This is a genomic window from Lentibacter sp. XHP0401, from assembly GCF_025751535.1.
GTDB lineage: Bacteria > Pseudomonadota > Alphaproteobacteria > Rhodobacterales > Rhodobacteraceae > Lentibacter.
Genome location: NZ_JAOWLC010000003.1, coordinates 179,863 through 199,844 on the forward strand (window position 1 = coordinate 179,863; position 19,982 = coordinate 199,844).

The following is a 19,982-nucleotide window of genomic DNA, read 5'->3' on the forward strand; positions in this document are numbered from 1 at the left end:
ATTTGAAATGCGACCTTCAGGCCGAACCCTAGACCAAATGCGCGAAGTAACCATCGAAACAAATGTGACCAAACACGCGGAAGGCTCCTGCATGATCCGCATGGGCGACACGCATGTTTTGTGCACCGCAACGCTTGAAGAGCGCGTGCCGCCTTTTGTGAAAGGCTCGGGGCTTGGATGGGTAACGGCAGAATACGGCATGCTGCCACGCTCGACCACAAGCCGCATGCGCCGCGAAGCGACAGCAGGCAAGCAAGGCGGACGCACTGTTGAGATCCAACGGCTGATTGGCCGCTCCTTGCGCGCCGGTGTTGACCGCGTTGCGCTTGGCGAACGCCAGATCACGATTGACTGTGATGTCATTCAGGCCGACGGCGGCACGCGCTGCGCCGCAATCACCGGTGGCTGGGTTGCACTGAAACTGGCTGTAAACCAGCTTATGAAAGTGGGCATCGTGGTTTCCGACCCGTTGGTTGACCCTGTTGCCGCTGTGTCTTGCGGGATCTATGCGGGGCAGCCTGTGCTGGATCTGGATTATCCTGAAGACAGCGAGGCCGGTGTTGACGGAAACTTCATCATGACGGGCAGCAAGAAGCTGATCGAAGTGCAAATGTCAGCCGAGGGCCAGACCTTTAGCCGCGAGCAGATGAACGAGTTGATGGACTTGGCTGACAAAGGCGTAAGCGAGCTTGTTGCGCTTCAGAAAGCGGCGACCAGTGCGTAAGTTTGATGGTGATCATCTGGTTATCGCTTCGCATAACGCAGGCAAGTTGCGCGAAATTGCCGAGCTACTGGCACCTTTCGGGGTGAAGGTTAGCTCGGCAAGCGAACATGGGCTGGAAGAGCCTGAAGAAACCGAAGACACCTTCGTTGGTAACGCCCGGATCAAAGCGCATTTTGCCGCGAAGGCGACGGGGCTTCCTGCTTTGTCAGATGACAGCGGGATCACTGTTGATGCTTTAGATGGTGCGCCTGGCGTTTACACCGCCGATTGGGCCGAAACATCCGAGGGCCGCGACTTTGCCATGGCGATGGAGAAGGTCTGGACGCTGCTTGACCAGAAGATGGCCCCGTTTCCGCGCACCGCTGCGTTTAACGCGACACTTTGTTTGGCATGGCCCGATGGGCACGATGAGGTTTTTGAAGGGCGTGTTGACGGGCAGGTTGTTTGGCCGATGCGCGGCGACAGAGGCTTCGGGTTTGACCCTGTGTTTCTCCCCAATGGCAAAACCGAAACATTCGGCGAGATGGACCCCGCCGAAAAGAACGCGATGAGCCACAGGCAAGATGCTTTTGATAAGCTCGTGAAGGGCTGTTTTGAGTAGTGACTGGCAGAACGGTGGCTTTGGCATTTACGTGCATTGGCCCTTCTGTGAGGCCAAGTGCCCCTATTGCGACTTTAACAGCCATGTTGTGCGCGAAATCGACCAGTTGCGCTGGCTTAGAGCCTATCTTTTAGAAATTGAGCGCTATGGGCGAGAGCTTCAAGGGCGCGTAGTTTCGAGCATTTTCTTTGGTGGCGGAACACCGAGCCTCATGCAGCCCGAAGTTGTTTCTGGCGTGATCGCGAAAATTAAGGAAACCTGGCCCACTGCCAACGATCTTGAGGTGACGCTTGAGGCCAACCCCGGGTCTGTGGAAGCGGGGCGCTTTAAGGCATATCGCGAGGCAGGCGTGAGCCGTATTTCAATGGGCTTACAGGCTCTGAACGATGATGATTTGCGCCGTTTGGGACGGATTCACACTGTGAGTGAAGCGCGCGCCGCATTTGAGATTGCGCGCGATACCTTTGAAAAGGTGAGCTTCGATCTGATTTACGCGCGCCAAGGGCAAACGCCCGATATGTGGCGCGCCGAGCTGAAAGAGGCGCTTTCACTCGCGGTTGATCATCTTTCCCTTTATCAACTCACGATTGAACAAGGCACAGCTTTTGGCGATAGATACAACGCCGGCAAGCTGCGCGGACTCCCGGACGATGAAGCTTCGGCAGAGATGTATGAGATTACTCAGGATGTTTGTGGTGAAGCGGGGCTTTTGGCTTATGAGGTTTCTAACCATGCCAAAGTTGGCTCGGAATGCCGCCACAACCTGATCTATTGGCGCTATGGTGATTATGCGGGCATCGGCCCCGGAGCGCATGGACGAGTTTCTTTCGGCCATGGGCGCTTTGCGACCGAAAGTTACCTTCAGCCAAATGCCTGGCTTGAAAATGCAGAGCAGAGCACCGGAGAAAAGCTGCGTGAAAAACTGGCGCCTGCCGATCAGGCCACCGAATTTTTGCTTATGGGTATGAGGCTTTCAGAAGGTGTGAGCCTTGACCGTTACGCCGCTTTGGCAGGGCAGACTTTAAATAGTAAAAAGCTAGATGAGCTTAAAGAGCTTGGTATGATCGTTCAAAACGATGACCGTGTGAGAGCAACCGAGCAAGGCAGGTTTGTGCTTAACTCCGTTCTGGCAAAGTTGCTGGAGGACTGAATGAAACTGATTTGGCTCATTCTCGGGTTGCTTAGTATTGGTGCGGCGCTCATTGGGGTTGTGTTGCCGCTTTTGCCTACGGTTCCGTTTCTTTTGCTGGCGGCATTCTTTTTCGCCCGCTCTTCTGAACGCCTTCACAACTGGTTGATCTCACACCCGAAACTAGGCCCGCCCATTCTTGACTGGGAAAGAAACGGGGCGATTGCACCCACAGCAAAGCGCCTCGCGACTGTGTCGGTTGTCGCTGTCTTTGCGCTTTCGGTGCTCATGGGCCTTCGGCCAATGCTGCTTGGAATACAGGCTGTTACGCTGTCTTGCGTGCTGCTGTTTCTTTGGACGAGGCCGAATTGATCAGGTGAGCTTACCGCAAAGTTCATCAAGCTCATCAAGAGTCTTGTAGCTGATCACCAACTGGCCAGACTCTCCACCCGCGCTATGATTAATCGTAACCTTCATACCGAGACTGGCCGAAAGATCTCCCTCAAGAGAAACTGTGTCAGCGTCTTTTTCAACCGGAGTAGACATGGCTTTCGGTTTTGTAGCCGGTGTACCTGACTTCTTGGCAAGCTGCTCCGCAGCACGCACAGATAAACCTTTGCTTACAATCTCACGCGCCAAAGCCGCGGGATCATCTGCAGTAATCAATGCTCGAGCATGACCTGCAGAAAGTTGGCCTTCGGACAGAAGGGTAAGAACTAAGTCAGGTAACGTGAGAAGTCGCATCTGGTTGGCGATGTGACTGCGGCTTTTGCCAAGTGCTTGCGCCAGTTTCTCTTGCGTATGTCCAAATTTTTCAACGAGCTGCCGATATCCGGTTGCCTCTTCTACCGGGTTAAGGTCTGCGCGTTGAATATTCTCGATAATGGCAACTTCAAGGACCTCTACATCATCAAATTCTCTAATGATAACAGGAACTTGATGCAATTGAGCCTTCTGTGAGGCACGCCAGCGGCGCTCACCGGCGACGATCTGGTAAATACCGTCTTCGCCAGGGTAGGGACGGACGATTAGAGGCTGAATAACCCCTTTTTCTCGAATAGATTCAGCAAGATCAGCGAGAGCAACAGCATCAAAAGTTCTGCGAGGCTGGTCAGGGTTCGGTTTTACCTGCTCAATCGGAACCATAAGATCATTACGGCGTGAGGGCGTTTCTTTTGTAGTCTGTTCGGACGGCATTTCTGCCATTAGCGCCGAAAGGCCTCGCCCAAGACCACGTGATTTGCTCTTCCTATCAGTCATGACTGGCTCCTATCGCAATGATTTTGCGTTATTTTTTATAACTTCGTTGGCCAACGCCCGATACGCAACAGCACCCTTTGAATTTGGGTCATAACTGAGAACCGGCATGGCGAAAGACGGCGCTTCACTCACACGGACATTGCGCGGTATGACAGTTTTAAACACCAGATCTCCGAGATTATCGCGTGCGTCTTGCTCGACCTGCTGAGAAAGGTTGTTGCGGCTGTCATACATCGTCAAAGCAATTCCCTCGATCCTGAGGTTGGGGTTTGCCGATTCACGCATCTCTCGGATGGTCAGCATAAGCTGGGACAGACCCTCAAGCGCAAAAAACTCACTTTGAAGCGGAACAAGAATTGAATCTGCCGCAACCATGGCGTTTACGGTGAGAAGGTTGAGCGAAGGGGGACAATCGATCAGGATAAAATCAAAAGCAAATGTGTCTATGTCCACCTGTTTTAGCGCATCACGGAGCAGAAAAGTGCGCTTTTCGTTTGAATAGAGCTCAATATCGGCAGAGCTGAGATCTACCGTTGCAGGGATGATGCTGACGTTTTTGGTTTCGGTTTTCAAGACAACCTGATCAAGCGGCGTATCTTCAAGCAAAAGATCATAGGTTGTGTAATTTCGATCTTCGCGATCAATTCCTAGTCCTGTCGATGCATTTCCTTGTGGATCAAGGTCAACAAGGAGTATGTTTTTTCCTGATTCAGCCAGAGCAGCGGCAAGATTGATCGCTGTTGTGGTTTTGCCTACGCCACCTTTTTGGTTCGCGATGGCGATAATTTTGGCTGCAGGCGGGCGCGAGAGATCAGACACGTTTTATTCCTTTGATTTCAAGCAATACCGCTTCATCACTTGTTTCACTTTGTATCTCATTCCAATCGAATTGCCATGCCTCTTGTGCTGTTGCCAGCTCCGAGCGCCAGTTTTTGCCTTTCAGAAAAATGGCTTTACCGTCTGGTGCAAGGTGCAATTCTGCAAAACCAAGAAGGGTGGAAAGATCCGCCAGCGCGCGCGCAGTGATTACCTGCGCGTTTTGCGACGGCGTTTCTTCAATTCTCTGCGTCATAATTTCAGCTGTCGTGGCTGTTTCCCGCAAAACGGTGCGCAAGAATGCTGATTTACGCTGATCGCTTTCTATCATCGTAACTTTTGAAGGATTTCCACTCTCTGTTGCCGCAATCGCGATAACCAAACCGGGAAACCCACCGCCACTCCCCAAATCTACCAAATGATGTGTTTGCTCGGGAATATGGCTTAAAACTTGAAGAGAATCGACAATATGGCGATTCCAAAGATCGTCGATTGTTGATTTTGCGACGAGATTGATCCTTGGATTCCATTTTTTCAATGTCTCGGAATAAACTTCCAGCCGCTCCAATGTTTCACGTGAAACATTTACTGCACCGCTCATGCTGACTTCTCCCTGCTCGCTTGCCTGATTTTTGCGAGCAGAAGGGCGATAGCCGCAGGTGTCATTCCATCAATGCGTGCAGCCTGTGCAAGGTTTTGCGGGCGCGTGGCCATGAGTTTTGTTTTAAGTTCGTTTGAGAGTCCATCTAACCGCTCATAACTAAAACTCAATGGAATCTCCTGATCTTCATCTCGCTTCATCGCATCAACATCCCGCTTCTGGCGCTCTATGTATGTTGCGTATAGTGCGTCTTTCTTGAGCTGCGCTTGCGTAACAGGACCTATTTGCGAAAAGATATCATCAATCTCAATAAGCGTTTGAAAGTCTACATTCGGAAATGACAGAATTTGATAGGCCGTTCTGCGTGTTCCATCTTGCTTTATAGTAAGGCCAGCGTTCGCAAGTTGCCCGGTCGTGAAGGTCTTGCTCTCCAGAAGCTCCTTACCCGCTTCAAGTTTTTCAATTCTATTTGAAAACAACGCCTTCCGTGCCTCGGATACGCAGCCAAGGCTAATGCCAAGGGGTGTCAACCGCTGATCGGCGTTATCAGCGCGAAGAGAAAGGCGGAATTCGGCGCGCGAGGTAAACATACGATAAGGTTCTGACACGCCGCGCGTCACGAGATCATCAATCATCACCCCGATATAGCTTTCGGAGCGGCTAAAATGAACAGGATCAAGGCGGAGTACCGAGGCGGCTGCATTCAGACCGGCAACCAACCCTTGTGCGGCAGCTTCTTCATAGCCGGTTGTGCCGTTAATTTGTCCGGCCAGAAATAAACCATCTACAGATTTGACACGCAGCTCAAGCGTAAGAGCCCGAGGATCAATATAGTCATACTCGATCGCATAACCCGGCTGCAAAATTTTCGCGCTTTCCAGCCCGACGATTGAATGAACATAATCATGCTGCACCTCTTCCGGAAGAGAGGTGGAAATGCCGTTCGGGTAAACTGTATGATCGTTAAGGCCTTCTGGCTCAAGGAAAATAAGATGCGAGCTCTTTTCAGCAAAGCGCACAACCTTGTCTTCAATCGAGGGGCAGTATCTTGGCCCGACTCCCTCAATATGACCCCCATACATGGCAGATCGTTCGAGGTTCTTTGAAATGATCTCATGCGTTTTTTCGTTGGTATGAGTCATTCCACAAGAAATCTGGCGCGCCTCGGGAGCGCTTGACATAAACGAGAACATAGATGGCTCGTCATCGCCAGGCTGCATCTCTAAGATGCCCCAGTTGATTGTGCGCCCGTCAAGACGTGGGGGTGTGCCTGTTTTCAGACGGCCTTTTGGCAGATCAAAGCCGTCCATACGTTCCGCAAGCTTTATAGATGGCTTGTCGCCCATACGGCCGCCTGCGTAAGAAACATCTCCAATATGGATAAGACCTCTCAGGAATGTTCCTGTTGTAAGAATAACCTCTTTAGCGCTTATCTGTGCTCCGTCAGCCAGAACAACACCGGAAACACGACCAGATTCAATAAGAAAATCAACTGTTTCACCCTCTATCACGGTTAGATTGGGGCGTGAGAGTGTTTCGGCAAGCATAGCTTGTTGATAAAGCTGACGGTCTTGTTGTGCGCGTGGGCCTTGCACGGCCGGGCCTTTGCGGCGGTTGAGAAGGCGAAACTGAATACCGCCTTTGTCTGACATGCGGCCCATAACGCCATCAAGTGCATCAATCTCGCGAACGAGGTGTCCTTTTCCGAGGCCACCCATCGCCGGGTTGCAGGACATGACGCCAATGTCGCGCTTACGAAGGGTGACCAACGCGGTTTTAACGCCCATACGCGCGGCAGCGTGAGCGGCTTCTGTGCCTGCGTGGCCTCCGCCAACAACAATGACGTCAAAATGTTTCACGTGAAACACTCCTACTTACCCAGACAAAAGCTGGAAAAAACCTCGTCAAGCACATGCTCGACATCAACGCGCCCGATGAGTGAGTTTAACGCGTCATGGGCAATGCGCAGCTCCTCTGCTGCAATATCAGTGGATTCGGCATCCGAAGCAATGAGCGACGCTGCACTTTCAAGTGATATTAAACAACGTTGCATTGCCTCTTTATGACGTGCGCGGGTGGCAAGGCCCGCTTTTGCTATCTTTGACGCAAGCGTGTTTGAAATCCGTGAGACCAATTCGGACAGGCCTGCGCCGGTTTTGCCCGACACTGCCCCTTTGGTATCAGCTAATAAATCAGCTTTCGCTGTGACGATAATATCATTGAGAAGTGGAGAAAACTCTGGTGCTACCCCAGCTTCAACGAGAAACACACGTAAGTCCGCGGCTTTTGCACGCTCCAAAGCACGAGCAACTCCGATCTTTTCAACTCTGTCATCTGTTTCGCGTAGACCGGCCGTATCGAGCAAGGTAACCGGGAGGCCAGCAAGCTCCATTCGAACTTCTATAACATCACGGGTTGTGCCAGCAACTTCTGAAGTGATCGCAGCATCACGGCCAGCGAGAGCGTTTAGAAGCGTGGACTTACCCACGTTGGGAGAGCCAACGATAGCGACTTCATAACCAGTTCGGATACGCTCGGCTGCGCCGAAACCATCGACCTGCGCTTGCATTGCGGTCTGAACTTCAGAGATGAGTGATAGGACTTCAGGTGCGACATCGACTGGCACATCCTCATCGGCAAAATCGATTGTGACCGTGAGCAGCGCGCTGGCGCGGATAAGACGTTCGCGCCACTGCGAGGCCAGATCCCCGAGACCACCGGAGAAGAGCCGCAAGGCTTGCTGGCGTTGGGCTTCTGTCTCTGATTCGATGAGGTCTGCGAGGCCTTCAACCTGAGCAAGATCGAGCCGCCCGTTGGCCAAAGCCCGGCGGGTAAACTCACCAGGCTCGGCAAGGCGGAGACCATCCATGCAGCTCAGTTCAGCCAAAACAGCATTTACCACAGCTATGGAACCGTGGGTCTGCAACTCGACAGTTTCTTCACCCGTAAAGCTGGCTTTCTCGGCAAAGCAAATCACCAGCGCTTCATCGAGTTTCTCACCAGCCGAATCGCGCAGTGCCCGCAAGGTGGCCTGACGAGGCGGGGGCACAGAGCCGCAAAGGGAAAAACAGGCAGCAAAAGCCTGTGGCCCAGATATCCGGATCACAGCAACGCCAGCTTTACCAGCCGCGGAGGCTTGGGCAAAAATAGTGCTCATTTCTTATAACCCGTTGATAAAGAACAGGTTTTACGTGTTCATAGAGTCGAAGAACTCACCGTTTGTTTTGGTTTGCTTAAGCTTGCCAAGCAAGAACTCGATAGCGTCTGTTGTTCCCATCGGATTGAGGATTCGGCGGAGAACGAAGGTTTTTTGCAGGTCTTTTGCTTCGACCAACAACTCTTCTTTTCGTGTACCGGATTTAAGGATGTCCATGGCCGGGAAGACGCGCTTATCGGCAACTTTACGGTCAAGCACAATTTCGGAGTTACCCGTGCCTTTGAACTCTTCAAAGATGACCTCGTCCATACGCGAGCCTGTGTCGATGAGGGCTGTCGCGATGATGGTGAGGGAGCCGCCTTCTTCGATGTTACGTGCTGCACCAAAGAAGCGCTTGGGGCGCTGCAGCGCGTTAGCATCGACACCGCCTGTAAGAACCTTGCCAGAAGACGGCACAGTCGTGTTGAAGGCGCGGCCAAGACGTGTGATTGAATCGAGCAGGATGACGACATCGCGCTTGTGCTCGACGAGCCGCTTTGCCTTCTCGATAACCATCTCGGAAACCGCCACGTGACGTGTTGCTGGCTCGTCAAATGTTGAGGAGACGACCTCGCCTTTTACAGAGCGCTGCATGTCCGTCACTTCTTCCGGGCGCTCATCTATCAAGAGAACGATAAGATAGCACTCAGGGTGGTTCTTTTCGATGCTGTGGGCGATATTTTGGAGCAGAACAGTTTTACCTGTGCGCGGCGGAGCAACGATAAGTGAACGCTGGCCTTTACCGATGGGTGCGACAAGGTCGATGATCCGTGCGGATTTGTCCTTGATTGTCGGGTCTTCGATTTCCATTTTCAGGCGCTCGTCTGGGTAGAGCGGCGTCAGGTTGTCAAAAGCGATCTTATGGCGGGCCTTTTCAGGCTCTTCAAAGTTGATCTTGGTGACATGGGTGAGGGCAAAATAACGCTCGTTGTCTTCTGGCTGCTTGAGGTGACCCTCGATTGTATCACCCGTACGCAGGGAAAATTTGCGCAGGATTTCGGGGGAAACGTAGATATCGTCGGGGCCGGGGAGGTAGTTGGCCTCGGGTGCACGCAAAAAGCCGAAGCCGTCTTGCAACACTTCAAGCACACCTTCCCCGCCAATCATCCAGCCTTCCTCGGCGCGCTCTTTCAGGATCGAGAACATAATCTCGCCCTTGCGCATCGTTGTGGCATTTTCGATTTCGAGCTCTTCAGCCATTGTGACCAGCTCTTTGGGGTGCATGGCCTTCAACTCTGCGAGGTGAAGCTGTTCTTGGGATTCTTCTGTCATGACATTACCTTTGCGCTCGCAAACGGGGCGCTAATTTGGTTTGAAAACGGGATTACCTGTGCTCCCGGAACGGGCAGGCTTGCCTCTCAGATAAGCCTGAGGGGCGCATGAGTCAACGTTTTAGAACTTTAGGACTACGGAAAGCACAATGATGATCATCAGAACTGTCGGAAGCTCATTCATCATCCGGTAGGTGCGGCCCGTGCGGGTATTGGCCCCGTTTACGAAATCTTTACGACGATAGCCTAGCCAATGATGAAACCATGTCATGGCCAGCACACTTGCAGCTTTGGTCCATGGCCAGACAGAGGACCAATCGACAATACCCGGGGTGAAAACAAGCAACAGACCAAAAACCCAAGTTGAGGTCATTGCCGGATTCATGATGAGACGAAAGAGTTTAAGCTCCATCATCTGAAAGAGAGCATCCTTTTCATCGCCTGGTATGCTTTGTTCAGTGTGGTGAACGAAAAGGCGGGGAAGGTAGAACAGGCCTGCCATCCATGCGAGCACAGACATAATATGGAACGACTTGGTCCATAAATAGAGATCAGCAAGAAGATCAGACATTTCCACCATCCTTTCGATCTCCCCTTATAAATAAATATAAAAGAAAGAAAGGTTGATGATTATGTAGGAAAGACCAAACCTGTGGATTATCGAGTTATCCAATGGGTTATTCATATGTGAGGGAAATTGAGTTTGTAACTATTTCTCCGCAGAGTAGAATAGTTAATTATTTGATAAAAAACAGACTTTTAAAAAATATAGGGATGATTCGCTTGTGGAGAATCTGTGTATGTTTGAAATTCTTTAAGTGAAAATCCAACCATCGAGTTATTCTTTTCCACTTGAGGTTAGAAATACGAAAACACTGTGAAACGGGTGAGTTTTCCGCAAAAGGGTGTGCGCCGTTGATTGTTCTGCTTTTTGTGCATTAATTGTTCGGTAATTTTACCGGAGTTTTCCACATGGCACGGCAGATCATTCTGGCCTCGGGTTCGCAGATCAGGGCGCAGATGCTTCAAAATGCGGGTATCTGTTTTGAGGCTGTTTTACCGCGCGTTGATGAAGAAATGCTCAAAGCGGCGCTTAAAGCTGAAGACGCGAGCCCCCGAGATATTGCAGATGCATTGGCCGAAGCCAAGGCGCGCAAAGTGAGCGGGAAGCACCCAGACAAGTTGGTGATAGGCTGTGATCAGGTGCTTGATTTCGAGGGACAGGTATTTTCAAAGCCAAAAACACCTGAAGAGGCAAAAGAACAAATAAAGGCTCTGCGCGGAAAGCGGCACAGTTTGCTCTCGGCTGTTGTAATTTATCATGAATGTGAGCCTCTTTGGCGGCATGTGGGGCAAGTGCGGCTTTATATGCGCGACATTTCGGACTCATACCTTGAGGAATATATAGAGCGGAACTGGCCTAGCCTTCAAAGCTCGGTTGGCGGATATAAGCTTGAGGAAGAGGGCGTGCGGCTTTTCAGCCGTATTGAGGGCGATTATTTTACTATTCTCGGCCTGCCGCTTGTAGAGATGATAAACCACCTTACGCTTTCAGGAGATCTTAAGGGATGAGCTTGACTAAAATTCCTCTGGCCGGTGTGATCGGGTCACCAGTGGCGCACTCGAAATCGCCGGCGCTCCACACCTATTGGTTAAAGACATTGGGAATTGCGGGACATTACATTCCGATAGATGTTGCGCCCGATGACTTAGAGCAAGTTGTGCGGATGCTGACCAAGATGGGGTTTGTCGGCGTTAATGTGACCGTGCCTTATAAAGAGAAGGTTTTAGAGTTTGCCGATTTGGTGACAGACCGTGCAGCGCTTATCGGCTCGGCAAATACGCTGATTTTTCGCAAAGATGGCAAGATACATGCTGATAATACAGACGGTTACGGCTTTATTCAAAACTTGCGGCACTCAGCACCGGAATGGAACCCGAAGGCTGGACCTGCGGCTATTCTCGGGGCGGGCGGTGCTGCGCGCGCGGTGATTGCGGCACTTGTCGAGGTGGGTGTGCCGGAAATCCTGATTTCCAACCGCACCAAGCTTCGTGCTGAAAAGCTACAAGCTGATTTTGGCAAGCGGTTGCGCGTTGTTGATTGGGTGCAGGCGGGAAATATGCTGGAAGAGGCGACAACTGTAATTAATACCACATCGCTTGGCATGGTAGGGAAACCGCCTTTGCGTGTGCCGCTTGACGGATTGCAAAAGGGAACATTGGTGACAGACCTCGTTTATGCACCACTGATGACGCATCTTTTGAACGAGGCGAACAAGGCAGGATGTGTCACGGTAGACGGTCTCGGGATGCTTTTACATCAAGCCGTTCCGGCATTTGAGCGCTGGTTTGGTGTTCGTCCTCAAGTGACAGATGAAACCCGTGCGGCGGTACTGCGCTGATGGCATTCTGGCTTGGACTCACTGGATCTATTGGCATGGGCAAATCGACGACGGCCAAGATGTTTGCAGCCGAGGGTTGCGCTGTCTGGGATGCGGATGCGGCGGTGCACCGGCTTTATGCTGAGGGTGGGCTGGCTGTTGGCCCGATGAGCGAGGCTTTTCCCGAGGCGGTGATTGCGGGCGCGGTATCGCGCGAGCGGCTGAAAGAGATGATTGGGGCGGACCCTGCCACGCTCAATGATATTGAGAAGATCGTGCATCCGCTTGTCGCGGCAGACCGGGTAAATTTCGCTGAAAGCGCGCAGTCGGATATCATTGTTTTTGATATTCCGCTGCTGTTTGAGGGTGGCAATGAAGGCAAGATGGATGCCGTTGTTGTCGTGACCGCAGATGAAGAAACGCAGCGCGCCCGGGTGCTTGAACGCGGGACAATGTCTGAGACGCATTTTGAAACGATCAAGGCCAAGCAGATGCCTGATGTGGAAAAGCGCAACCTGGCGGATTATGTTGTGACGACTGACACGTTGGAAAGTGCCGAGCGGCAGGTGAAAGCGATTGTGAAAGAGATAAGGGCAGGGTTGAACAATGCGTGAGATAGTTCTCGATACCGAGACGACAGGTTTTGAGCCGATGCAAGGTGACCGCATTGTCGAGATCGGGGCTGTCGAACTGTTGAACCACATGCCAACGGGGCGGACCTATCACCAATACATCAACCCCGAGCGCGGGATGCCGCAGGAAGCGTTTGAGGTGCATGGGCTTGGGGATGAATTCCTTGCGGACAAACCGAAATTTGCCCAGATCGGGCAGGCGTTTCTCGATTTTGTACAGGATTCTACGCTGGTCATTCATAATGCGGCGTTTGACATGAAGTTTCTAAACGCCGAGTTGAAGTGGATGAACCTGCCACAGCTTCCGATGAGTCAAGCACTTGATACGCTTGATATTGCGCGCAAGAAATTTCCCGGCTCGCCTGCCTCTCTGGATGCGCTTTGTCGACGCTTCAACATTGATAATTCTTCGCGAACGCTGCACGGCGCTTTGCTTGATAGCGAAATTCTGGCGGAAGTTTATCTGGAGCTGATTGGCGGCAAGCAGCCTGATTTTGGCCTTTCGGCTGACCATGAGAGCGAGAGTGTCGGCAGTGAAGGGCGCTGGAGAGCGCAACCACGCAGCACGCCGCTTCCACCACGGATCAGTGAAAAAGAAGCCGCCGCCCATGTGGCTTTTGTGGAAAGCCTGGGCGACGGCGCGCTTTGGAAAAAGCTGGGGTAGCCCTTAGGAAACGGGCGTTTTGTTTTCTTCGGCCTGACGGCGCATGAGTTCTTGGCGGTAAAGTGCCATGAAGTCGATGTTCTCAAGGTTCAGCGGCGGGAAGCCACCATCGCGCGTGACATCAGACACGATGCGGCGCAGGAACGGGAACAGAAGGCGCGGACATTCGATCAGCAAAAAAGGGTGCAACTGGTCTTCTGGCACGCCTTCGATGTTGAAAATACCGACATAGTCGATTTCCATAAGGAAAAGCTTTTCCGCGGTATTTTCTTTGTTCACGGAAGTGACAGCAAGCTTGATTGCAACTTCATACTGGTTTTCGGCAGCGCGTTTTTTGGCATCAAGGTTGACCTGAACATTTACATCAGGCGTGACTTCGCCTTGCACGCCTTTTTGGGCAAGGATGTTCTCAAACGACATGTCGCGGATGAACTGGTTGATCACGTTGAGTTTAACTTGGGGTGTTTCTACGGCGCCATTTTCGGCCATGGTATTCTCCTAACGAAATTCTTGCGCAAGCCTTAGCAAGAAGGCGCGCAGGCCTCAATGCCTCTCAGTGTTTCGTCCAGCCCGAGTTGGGATGTGTCGGGCGCTTGTCTTCGTCAACTTCGTGATATTCTGCTTCGATGATATCGTCCGGCGCACTGTGGTTGCGCGGGTCTTGAGGCTGCGTAGAGAAGGTCTGAACTTTAACGCGGGCACGGACATAATTGAAAAGCGCGTGGCGGACAGCTGGAACCAGAAGCAAAAATCCCATGGTATCGGTGAAAAACCCGGGTGTGAGCAGGAGGGCGCCGGAAAACAGGATCATTGCGCCGTGGGCTAAAGGTTCTGTCGGGTCGCGCAGGTCATTGAACGAGTTGCGCAGGTTGTTGAGCGCCAATGCGCCCTGATTTCGCAACAGCGATGTGCCGAGAAGGGCAGTTAAAATCACGATCAGCAAAGTTGGCCAAAGCCCGATGGCCCCGCCAACCTGAATGAAAAGCGCGATTTCGATGAGGGGCACGGCTATAAAAGCCACCAAAAGCCACATATTGTTGTCTCCTGCATGTCAATTGGGCGCAGTAGACTTGATCGCGCCCATAACCTACATAGGTGCAGATAGCGCTCTTTGCCACGTCCACTTAATGAGGTCTTCATGAATTCGCCCATTCTACAGCTGCTTGTCCTTGCCGGGATTGCCATTTTTCTCATTCTGCGGCTTCGCAGCGTTTTGGGCACACGTGACGGTTACGAAGCGCCTGAAGTGCCGCCTGCCGGGCTTGACCAGCGCAAACGCAAATTTGAGGTAATCGAGGGTGGTCCAGATGAGGATATCACGGATCACGCCGAAGAAGGCAGCGATACGGCAAAGGCGCTTGCAAAGATGAAGCAGCGTGAGGCTTCTTTTTCTGTTGGCACATTCCTTTCGGGAGCACGTGGCGCTTATGAATTTATCCTGATGGGCTTTGAGCGCGGTGAGCTGGCCGAAATAAAGCCCTACCTCGCCGATGAGGTTTATGACGTTTTCGCGCAGGTCGTTGAGGCACGTGAGAAAAAGGGCCTCAAGGTTGAAGCCGATTTTATCGGTGTGCGTGAAATGACAATCCACTCTGCGGAGTTCCATGAAGCAAGCGGAACAGCAGAGATTTCGGTAAAATTTGTTGGCGAGCTCACTTCTGTTGTGCGAGATAATGCCGGTGAGATTGTTGAAGGTAAGGAAGGTAAGGTCAAAACCCAGAAAGATATCTGGACGTTCGAGCGCGAAATGGGTGTGAACGATCCAAACTGGATTTTGGTTGCCACAGGTGAATGAAGCGTTTTCTTTTAGCGGCAATAATGGCTGGGCTTGCGATGACAGGATCAGGAAGCGCCGCTGAAGAAACGGAATACCGTATTCTGAAGTTTGACGAGCTGGACGGCTGGGCAGAAGATGACCATGCCGCAGCGCTCAAGGTGTTTTTGAACACCTGTCAGGACATGAAATCACCCGACTGGCGCAACCTGTGCCGCGCTGCTGCCGAGCAGACCAACGCACGTGCGTTTTTTGAGTTGTTCTTTCGGCCTGTCGAGATCAGCGATGGCAAGCCTGCGCTTTTCACGGGGTATTTCGAACCCGAGCTTGACGGTGATTTGTATCGTTCCGAGCGGTTTCGTTTTCCCATTTATTCTTTGCCGCCGGAGGCGCGTGACGGTTCGTGGTTGAGCCGTCGAGAGATGGAAGAAACCGGGGCGATGGAGGGCCGTGGCCTTGAGATTGCCTGGGTGGATGACGCTGTCGAGCTGTTCTTTTTACAGGTTCAGGGCTCTGGCCGTATCAGGCTTCCTGACGGGCGGTTTATCCGTGTGGGATATGGCGGCAAGAATGGTCATGAGTATCGCTCGATCGGACGGGAACTTGTGCGGCGCGGGGTGTATAATGTGCACCAGGTGTCGGCGCAGGTGATCAAAAACTGGGTGCGGCGTAACCCTATCGACGGGTTGGAACTGCTGCGACATAATCCTTCCTATGTGTTTTTTCGTGAGGTGAGCGAAGTGCCGTCACATCTTGGCCCACTTGGTGCGATGAACCGTTCGGTGACGACAATGCGCACTGTCGCTGTTGATCCGCGCTATACGCCACTGGGCGCGCCTGTTTGGGTTGAGAAGGACGGCAAGGGAAAAATCCGCAGCTTGATGATTGCGCAGGATACCGGTTCTGCCATCAAGGGCGCGCAACGGGCGGATATTTTCTTTGGAACGGGTGATGCTGCCGGGCAGAAGGCGGGGCGGTTGAAAGATCCGGGGCGGATGGTTGTGCTTATGCCGATTCAAACTGCTTATGCCTACCTACCTGTTGACGAACAATGAGCAGGCGCAAGCTGCATAAGGACGAGCTTGAGCTATGGGGTAAGGTGGCTGAAACGGCCGTGCCGATGCACCCTAAGCGCACGAAGCCTCAGGACGCTTTGCGCAGCCCCAAAACGCCTGTGAAAAAGGCCGTGCAGCCGATTGAGGCATTTGAAGTGAGCGCGCGGGCAACGACCTATAGAAGCGCGCATGATGTGCTCCCCGATATCCGCGAGCGCGTAGCAAAAGCACCCGTGCAGATGGACAAGAAAGCGCATGGCAAACTCAAGCAAGGCAAGCTGAAACCCGAGGCCAAGCTTGACCTGCACGGGATGACGCTTGATCAGGCGCACCCGAGGCTGACGGCTTTTGTGATGAAAGCCTATCAGAGCCAGAAGCGGCTGGTGCTTGTTGTCACAGGCAAAGGCAAGCTGCGCGATGATGGCGGGCCAATTCCTGTGCGGTTTGGAGTGTTGCGACATCAGGTTCCGCATTGGCTGCAAACCCCGCCTTTGGCGCAGGTTGTTTTGCAGATCACCGAGGCGCATTTGCGCCATGGCGGTGGCGGGGCGTATTACGTTTATTTGCGCCGTCAGCGCTAAGTCATTTCAGCAGGTTGAGCAGGTATTGACCGTAAGAGTTTTTGGCAAAGCTCTCGGCGCGTTTTTGAAGTTCTGCTGCTGTGATCCAGCCACGCGAATAGGCAATTTCTTCGGGGCTGCCCACTTGTAGGCCCTGCCGCTCTGAAAGCGTGCGCACGAAATTACCCGCATCAAGCAAGGAGCCGTGTGTGCCTGTATCAAGCCAGGCAAAGCCACGGCCCATTTGCTGCACGTTGAGCAGACCATCGTGCAAATAGCTTTCCAGAAGCGAAGTGATTTCAAGCTCGCCGCGCTCGGAGGGCCGCACCTTGGCAGCGCGCTCGGAAGCTGAACCATCAAGGAAGTAGAGGCCTGTCACGGCATAATGAGATGGCGGAACTTTAGGTTTTTCAACGATAGATTTGACTGTGCCATCTTCGGCAAAATCGACAACGCCGTAGCGCTCCGGATCGGCGACACGGTAGCCAAATACGGTTCCGCCTGTTTCCAGGCTATCGGCAGCGGCAAGCACTTCGGGCAAGCCGTGGCCAAAGAAGATGTTATCGCCCAGAACCATCGCGCTGGGCGCGCCAGCGAGGAAATCTTCAGCCAGCAAGTAGGCTTGCGCCAACCCGTCGGGCGAAGGCTGCGTGATATATGTGAGGTTGAGGCCCCATTGCGAACCGTTACCCAGAGTGCGTTGGAACTGGTCCTGATCTTGCGGTGTTGTGATGATTGCAATTTCGCGGATACCGCCGAACATGAGCACCGAGAGGGGATAATAGATCATCGGTTTGTCATAGATCGGCAAAAGCTGTTTTGAGACGCCAATGGTGATCGGATAGAGCCGTGTGCCTGATCCGCCCGCGAGGATGATGCCTTTGCGTTGTGTCATGTCAGCTCTCTTATCACGTTGTTCAATGCGTCTTTCCAAGCCGGCTGATTAACCCCAAAATCTGACAGGAGTGAGGCGCAATCAAGCCGAGAGTTCAGCGGGCGTTTGGCGGGTGTGGGGTAATCTACAGTTTCGATATCGGTGATGGTTACCTTGCGGCCAGCCTGAGCAAATATCTCGCGGGCAAAATCGGCCCAGCTTGTCTCGGGTGCGCCCGAGAGGTGATAGGTTCCGCTTTTTGTGATGATCTCGCTGATGCGAACGCAGGCGGTTGCTATGGCGGAGGCGGGGGTTGGCCCGCCGATCTGATCACTGACAATACTGAGGGCATTGCCCGTTTCCGACAGGCGCAGCATGGTTTTGACGAAGTTGTTGCCGTGGGCCGAAAAGACCCATGATGTGCGCAGGATCGCATGAAGCGCGCCGCTGGCGCGGATAGCCTCTTCCCCCGCAAGCTTTGTGCGGCCATAGGCGTTGATCGGGTTGGGTGTGTTGTTTGGTTTGAACACGTGGTTGCCGCTGCCATCAAAGACATAATCGGTAGAGATATGGATTAGCGGAATGCCCAGTGTGGCACAGGCGCGGGCCATGGCGGCGGGGGCTTCGGCGTTGATGGTGTGGGTGAGCACCTCTTCCTCCTCGGCGCGGTCAACGGCGGTATATGCAGCAGCATTGATCACGGCGCCGGGCTTGGCCTTCAGGATCGCTTCGGCGCAAATTTCTGGCTGTGCAAGATCAGCTTCTTCGCGGCTGAGGTAGGTGAATTCTGGGTGCAAGCGCTGAAGTTCGCAAGCGACCTGACCGGTTTTGCCAAAGACCAGAACGCTCATGCGCGGCCAAGCCTTTCACCAACACCCGAGCGAGACAGCAGCGGCTGCCACCAAGCCTCATTGCCGAGATACCAGCGCACGGTTTCTTCCAAGCCTTCCTCAACAGTGACCGAAGGCCGCCACCCGAGTTCGTCGCGGATGCGAGACGGATCAATCGCGTAGCGCAGATCATGTCCGGGGCGGTCGGTGACAAACCTGATGAGATTGGCATAAGGTGCGGCAGCGGGTTTGAGCTTATCAAGAATGGAGCAGATGGTTTGAACCAACTCAAGATTGCTGCGCTCGTTTTCGCCGCCGATATTGTAGCTGCGGCCGAGCGCGCCTTTCTCAAGCACCAGCAAAAGCGCATCGGCGTGGTCTTTGACATAGAGCCAGTCGCGGACGTTTTCGCCTTTGCCGTAAATCGGGATGGGCTTGCCAGCAAGCGCGCTCAGGATCACCACGGGGATCAGCTTTTCGGGGAAGTGGTAGGGGCCGTAATTGTTTGAGCAGTTGGTGATGACTGTCGGAAGCCCGTAGGTTTCTGCCCAAGCGCGCACGAGATGATCGGAGCTGGCCTTGGAAGCGGAATAGGGCGAGCGCGGGTCATAGGGCGTGTCTTCGGTGAACTGCCCGGTTGCACCGAGCGAGCCGAAGACTTCATCTGTGGAGATATGATGAAAGCGGAAGCTTTCGGGTTTGCCTTGCGCGTCCCAATGTTGTCGCGCGGCTTGGAGCATGTTGTATGTGCCCATCACGTTTGTCTCGATGAAGGCTTGCGGACCGTCGATGCTGCGGTCGACATGGCTTTCGGCAGCGAGGTGCATCACTGCGTCGGGTTTGTGCTTGGCGAAGATGGCTTCAAGCGCGGGCAGGTTGCGAATATCGGCCTGCTCGAAGCTGTAAAACGGGCTGTCAGACACGCTCGCGACATTCTCAAGGCAAGCGGCATAGGTGAGTGCATCGAGATTGACGACCTCATAGCCGCGCGAAACGGCGAGGCGCACAACGGCCGAGCCGATAAAGCCGGCGCCGCCTGTGACAAGAAGTTTCATGCCGCGCCCTCCCATGTGAACGGGCTGTCAAATTCGGCGAATGGGGGTGCGACCGCGTCTTTTCCGCTCAGCTCTGGGGTGCCGTCAAAGCCCCAGTCAATGCCGCAACTGTTCCACAGGATCGCGCCGTCTGCCTCGGGCGAATAGTAAGCGTTGCACTTGTAGATGATCTCGGTGTCAGGCGCGCGGGTGATAAAGCCGTGGGCGAAGCCTTCTGGGATAAAGAGCTGTTTGCCGTTCTCAAAGCTGAGTTCGACGCCGACCCACTGGCCGTAAGTTGGCGAGCCTTTGCGGATATCAACCGCGACATCGAAGAGCGCACCGTGGCCACAGCGCACAAGCTTGGCTTGCGCATGGGGTTGCGCTTGAAAGTGCAGCCCGCGCACTGTTCCGAGAGCGGAAGACAGCGAGTGATTGTCTTGCACGAAATCCACGTTGATCCCGTGCTGCTCCATGCGTGCCTTGTTCCAGCTTTCGGAAAAGAAGCCACGGTTATCACCATGTCGGACCGGCTCGATCAGGAGCACACCGGGAAGCGCAGTGGGCGTGACTTTCATGC

24 protein-coding genes are annotated in these 19,982 nt (G+C 53.2%); 11 read left to right on the forward strand and 13 right to left on the reverse strand.

Going from position 1 to position 19,982, the window contains the following annotated elements; genetic code table 11:
• Nucleotides 1-7: 7 nt before the first annotated feature.
• Genes rph through OE750_RS05710 form a run of 4 tightly spaced genes read left to right on the forward strand, consistent with a single transcriptional unit; the run spans nt 8 to nt 2,826 of the window.
• Nucleotides 8-724: a ribonuclease PH gene (gene rph, locus OE750_RS05695; protein WP_263762356.1), complete on the forward strand. Its 717-nt coding sequence runs from the start codon at nt 8-10 to the stop codon at nt 722-724.
• A complete protein-coding gene (gene rdgB, locus OE750_RS05700) occupies nt 717-1,325 on the forward strand; it encodes an RdgB/HAM1 family non-canonical purine NTP pyrophosphatase (protein ID WP_263762358.1) in 609 nt (202 codons plus the stop codon). Before rph ends, rdgB begins: the two co-directional genes overlap by 8 nt.
• Nucleotides 1,318-2,475 carry a radical SAM family heme chaperone HemW gene (gene hemW / locus OE750_RS05705; protein ID WP_263762361.1) on the forward strand — a complete coding sequence of 386 codons (1,158 nt, stop codon included), beginning with the start codon at nt 1,318-1,320 and terminating at the stop codon, nt 2,473-2,475. The genes rdgB and hemW overlap by 8 nt, the downstream gene beginning before the upstream one ends.
• Nucleotides 2,476-2,826 (forward strand): YbaN family protein, encoded by a 351-nt coding sequence (locus tag OE750_RS05710; RefSeq protein WP_263762363.1) that lies wholly within the window; start codon nt 2,476-2,478, stop codon nt 2,824-2,826.
• Here OE750_RS05710 and OE750_RS05715 read toward each other — a convergent pair whose 3' ends face one another.
• The 7 genes from OE750_RS05715 to hemJ all read right to left on the reverse strand — a co-directional run bounded on the left by OE750_RS05715 (nt 2,827) and on the right by hemJ (nt 10,169).
• The gene (locus OE750_RS05715) at nt 2,827-3,714 is read right to left on the reverse strand and encodes a ParB/RepB/Spo0J family partition protein (protein WP_263762365.1); all 888 of its coding nucleotides are present in this window, start codon (nt 3,712-3,714) and stop codon (nt 2,827-2,829) included.
• Nucleotides 3,715-3,723: 9 nt separating this feature from the next.
• On the reverse strand, nt 3,724-4,533 hold the full coding sequence (locus OE750_RS05720) for a ParA family protein (RefSeq protein WP_263762367.1): 810 nt from the start codon (nt 4,531-4,533) through the stop codon (nt 3,724-3,726).
• Nucleotides 4,526-5,131, reverse strand: a complete 606-nt coding sequence (rsmG, locus tag OE750_RS05725; protein ID WP_263762370.1) for a 16S rRNA (guanine(527)-N(7))-methyltransferase RsmG — start codon at nt 5,129-5,131, stop codon at nt 4,526-4,528. The genes OE750_RS05720 and rsmG overlap by 8 nt, the downstream gene beginning before the upstream one ends.
• Complete coding sequence (gene mnmG, locus OE750_RS05730) at nt 5,128-6,999, reverse strand: tRNA uridine-5-carboxymethylaminomethyl(34) synthesis enzyme MnmG (RefSeq protein WP_263762372.1); 1,872 nt, start codon at nt 6,997-6,999, stop codon at nt 5,128-5,130. The genes rsmG and mnmG overlap by 4 nt, the downstream gene beginning before the upstream one ends.
• 2 nt (nt 7,000-7,001) lie before the next feature.
• Nucleotides 7,002-8,288 carry a tRNA uridine-5-carboxymethylaminomethyl(34) synthesis GTPase MnmE gene (mnmE, locus tag OE750_RS05735; protein ID WP_263762374.1) on the reverse strand — a complete coding sequence of 429 codons (1,287 nt, stop codon included), beginning with the start codon at nt 8,286-8,288 and terminating at the stop codon, nt 7,002-7,004.
• A gap of 30 nt (nt 8,289-8,318) precedes the next feature.
• Nucleotides 8,319-9,599 carry a transcription termination factor Rho gene (gene rho / locus OE750_RS05740; protein ID WP_263762376.1) on the reverse strand — a complete coding sequence of 427 codons (1,281 nt, stop codon included), beginning with the start codon at nt 9,597-9,599 and terminating at the stop codon, nt 8,319-8,321.
• A 120-nt stretch (nt 9,600-9,719) separates the two neighbouring features.
• Nucleotides 9,720-10,169 carry a protoporphyrinogen oxidase HemJ gene (gene hemJ / locus OE750_RS05745; RefSeq protein ID WP_263762378.1) on the reverse strand — a complete coding sequence of 150 codons (450 nt, stop codon included), beginning with the start codon at nt 10,167-10,169 and terminating at the stop codon, nt 9,720-9,722.
• 401 nt (nt 10,170-10,570) lie between these two features.
• Here hemJ and OE750_RS05750 point away from each other — a divergent pair, with 401 nt between their 5' ends.
• Genes OE750_RS05750 through dnaQ form a run of 4 tightly spaced genes read left to right on the forward strand, consistent with a single transcriptional unit; the run spans nt 10,571 to nt 13,275 of the window.
• Entirely contained in the window at nt 10,571-11,170 is a 600-nt protein-coding gene (locus OE750_RS05750) for a Maf family protein (protein ID WP_263762381.1), read from the forward strand.
• Complete coding sequence (locus OE750_RS05755) at nt 11,167-12,000, forward strand: shikimate dehydrogenase (protein ID WP_263762383.1); 834 nt, start codon at nt 11,167-11,169, stop codon at nt 11,998-12,000. Before OE750_RS05750 ends, OE750_RS05755 begins: the two co-directional genes overlap by 4 nt.
• Nucleotides 12,000-12,593 carry a dephospho-CoA kinase gene (coaE, locus tag OE750_RS05760; RefSeq protein ID WP_263762385.1) on the forward strand — a complete coding sequence of 198 codons (594 nt, stop codon included), beginning with the start codon at nt 12,000-12,002 and terminating at the stop codon, nt 12,591-12,593. The genes OE750_RS05755 and coaE overlap by 1 nt, the downstream gene beginning before the upstream one ends.
• Entirely contained in the window at nt 12,586-13,275 is a 690-nt protein-coding gene (gene dnaQ / locus OE750_RS05765; protein ID WP_263762387.1) for a DNA polymerase III subunit epsilon, read from the forward strand. Before coaE ends, dnaQ begins: the two co-directional genes overlap by 8 nt.
• Before the next feature lie 3 nt (nt 13,276-13,278).
• Here the strand turns inward: dnaQ and secB are convergent, their stop codons facing one another.
• Both secB and OE750_RS05775 read right to left on the reverse strand, forming a co-directional pair.
• Nucleotides 13,279-13,764: a protein-export chaperone SecB gene (secB, locus tag OE750_RS05770; RefSeq protein WP_263762390.1), complete on the reverse strand. Its 486-nt coding sequence runs from the start codon at nt 13,762-13,764 to the stop codon at nt 13,279-13,281.
• A gap of 64 nt (nt 13,765-13,828) precedes the next feature.
• On the reverse strand, nt 13,829-14,308 hold the full coding sequence (locus tag OE750_RS05775; protein ID WP_263762392.1) for an FxsA family protein: 480 nt from the start codon (nt 14,306-14,308) through the stop codon (nt 13,829-13,831).
• A 105-nt stretch (nt 14,309-14,413) separates the two neighbouring features.
• Between OE750_RS05775 and OE750_RS05780 the strand changes: the two genes are divergently transcribed.
• Genes OE750_RS05780 through OE750_RS05790 form a run of 3 tightly spaced genes read left to right on the forward strand, consistent with a single transcriptional unit; the run spans nt 14,414 to nt 16,685 of the window.
• Complete coding sequence (locus tag OE750_RS05780; RefSeq protein ID WP_263762394.1) at nt 14,414-15,070, forward strand: Tim44/TimA family putative adaptor protein; 657 nt, start codon at nt 14,414-14,416, stop codon at nt 15,068-15,070.
• 38 nt (nt 15,071-15,108) lie between these two features.
• The gene (locus OE750_RS05785) at nt 15,109-16,104 is read left to right on the forward strand and encodes a murein transglycosylase A (protein ID WP_412176201.1); all 996 of its coding nucleotides are present in this window, start codon (nt 15,109-15,111) and stop codon (nt 16,102-16,104) included.
• Nucleotides 16,101-16,685, forward strand: a complete 585-nt coding sequence (locus OE750_RS05790; protein ID WP_263762398.1) for a Smr/MutS family protein — start codon at nt 16,101-16,103, stop codon at nt 16,683-16,685. The genes OE750_RS05785 and OE750_RS05790 overlap by 4 nt, the downstream gene beginning before the upstream one ends.
• Before the next feature lies 1 nt (nt 16,686).
• Here OE750_RS05790 and rfbA read toward each other — a convergent pair whose 3' ends face one another.
• The 4 genes from rfbA to rfbC are packed head-to-tail and all read right to left on the reverse strand — an operon-like array spanning nt 16,687 to nt 19,980.
• The gene (gene rfbA / locus OE750_RS05795) at nt 16,687-17,559 is read right to left on the reverse strand and encodes a glucose-1-phosphate thymidylyltransferase RfbA (protein ID WP_263762400.1); all 873 of its coding nucleotides are present in this window, start codon (nt 17,557-17,559) and stop codon (nt 16,687-16,689) included.
• Nucleotides 17,556-18,389: a dTDP-4-dehydrorhamnose reductase gene (rfbD, locus tag OE750_RS05800; protein WP_263762402.1), complete on the reverse strand. Its 834-nt coding sequence runs from the start codon at nt 18,387-18,389 to the stop codon at nt 17,556-17,558. The genes rfbA and rfbD overlap by 4 nt, the downstream gene beginning before the upstream one ends.
• Nucleotides 18,386-19,423, reverse strand: coding sequence for a dTDP-glucose 4,6-dehydratase (rfbB, locus tag OE750_RS05805; protein WP_263762404.1), 1,038 nt, complete (start codon nt 19,421-19,423; stop codon nt 18,386-18,388). The genes rfbD and rfbB overlap by 4 nt, the downstream gene beginning before the upstream one ends.
• On the reverse strand, nt 19,420-19,980 hold the full coding sequence (gene rfbC / locus OE750_RS05810) for a dTDP-4-dehydrorhamnose 3,5-epimerase (protein WP_263762406.1): 561 nt from the start codon (nt 19,978-19,980) through the stop codon (nt 19,420-19,422). Before rfbC ends, rfbB begins: the two co-directional genes overlap by 4 nt.
• Between the last annotated feature and the right edge of the window lie 2 nt (nt 19,981-19,982).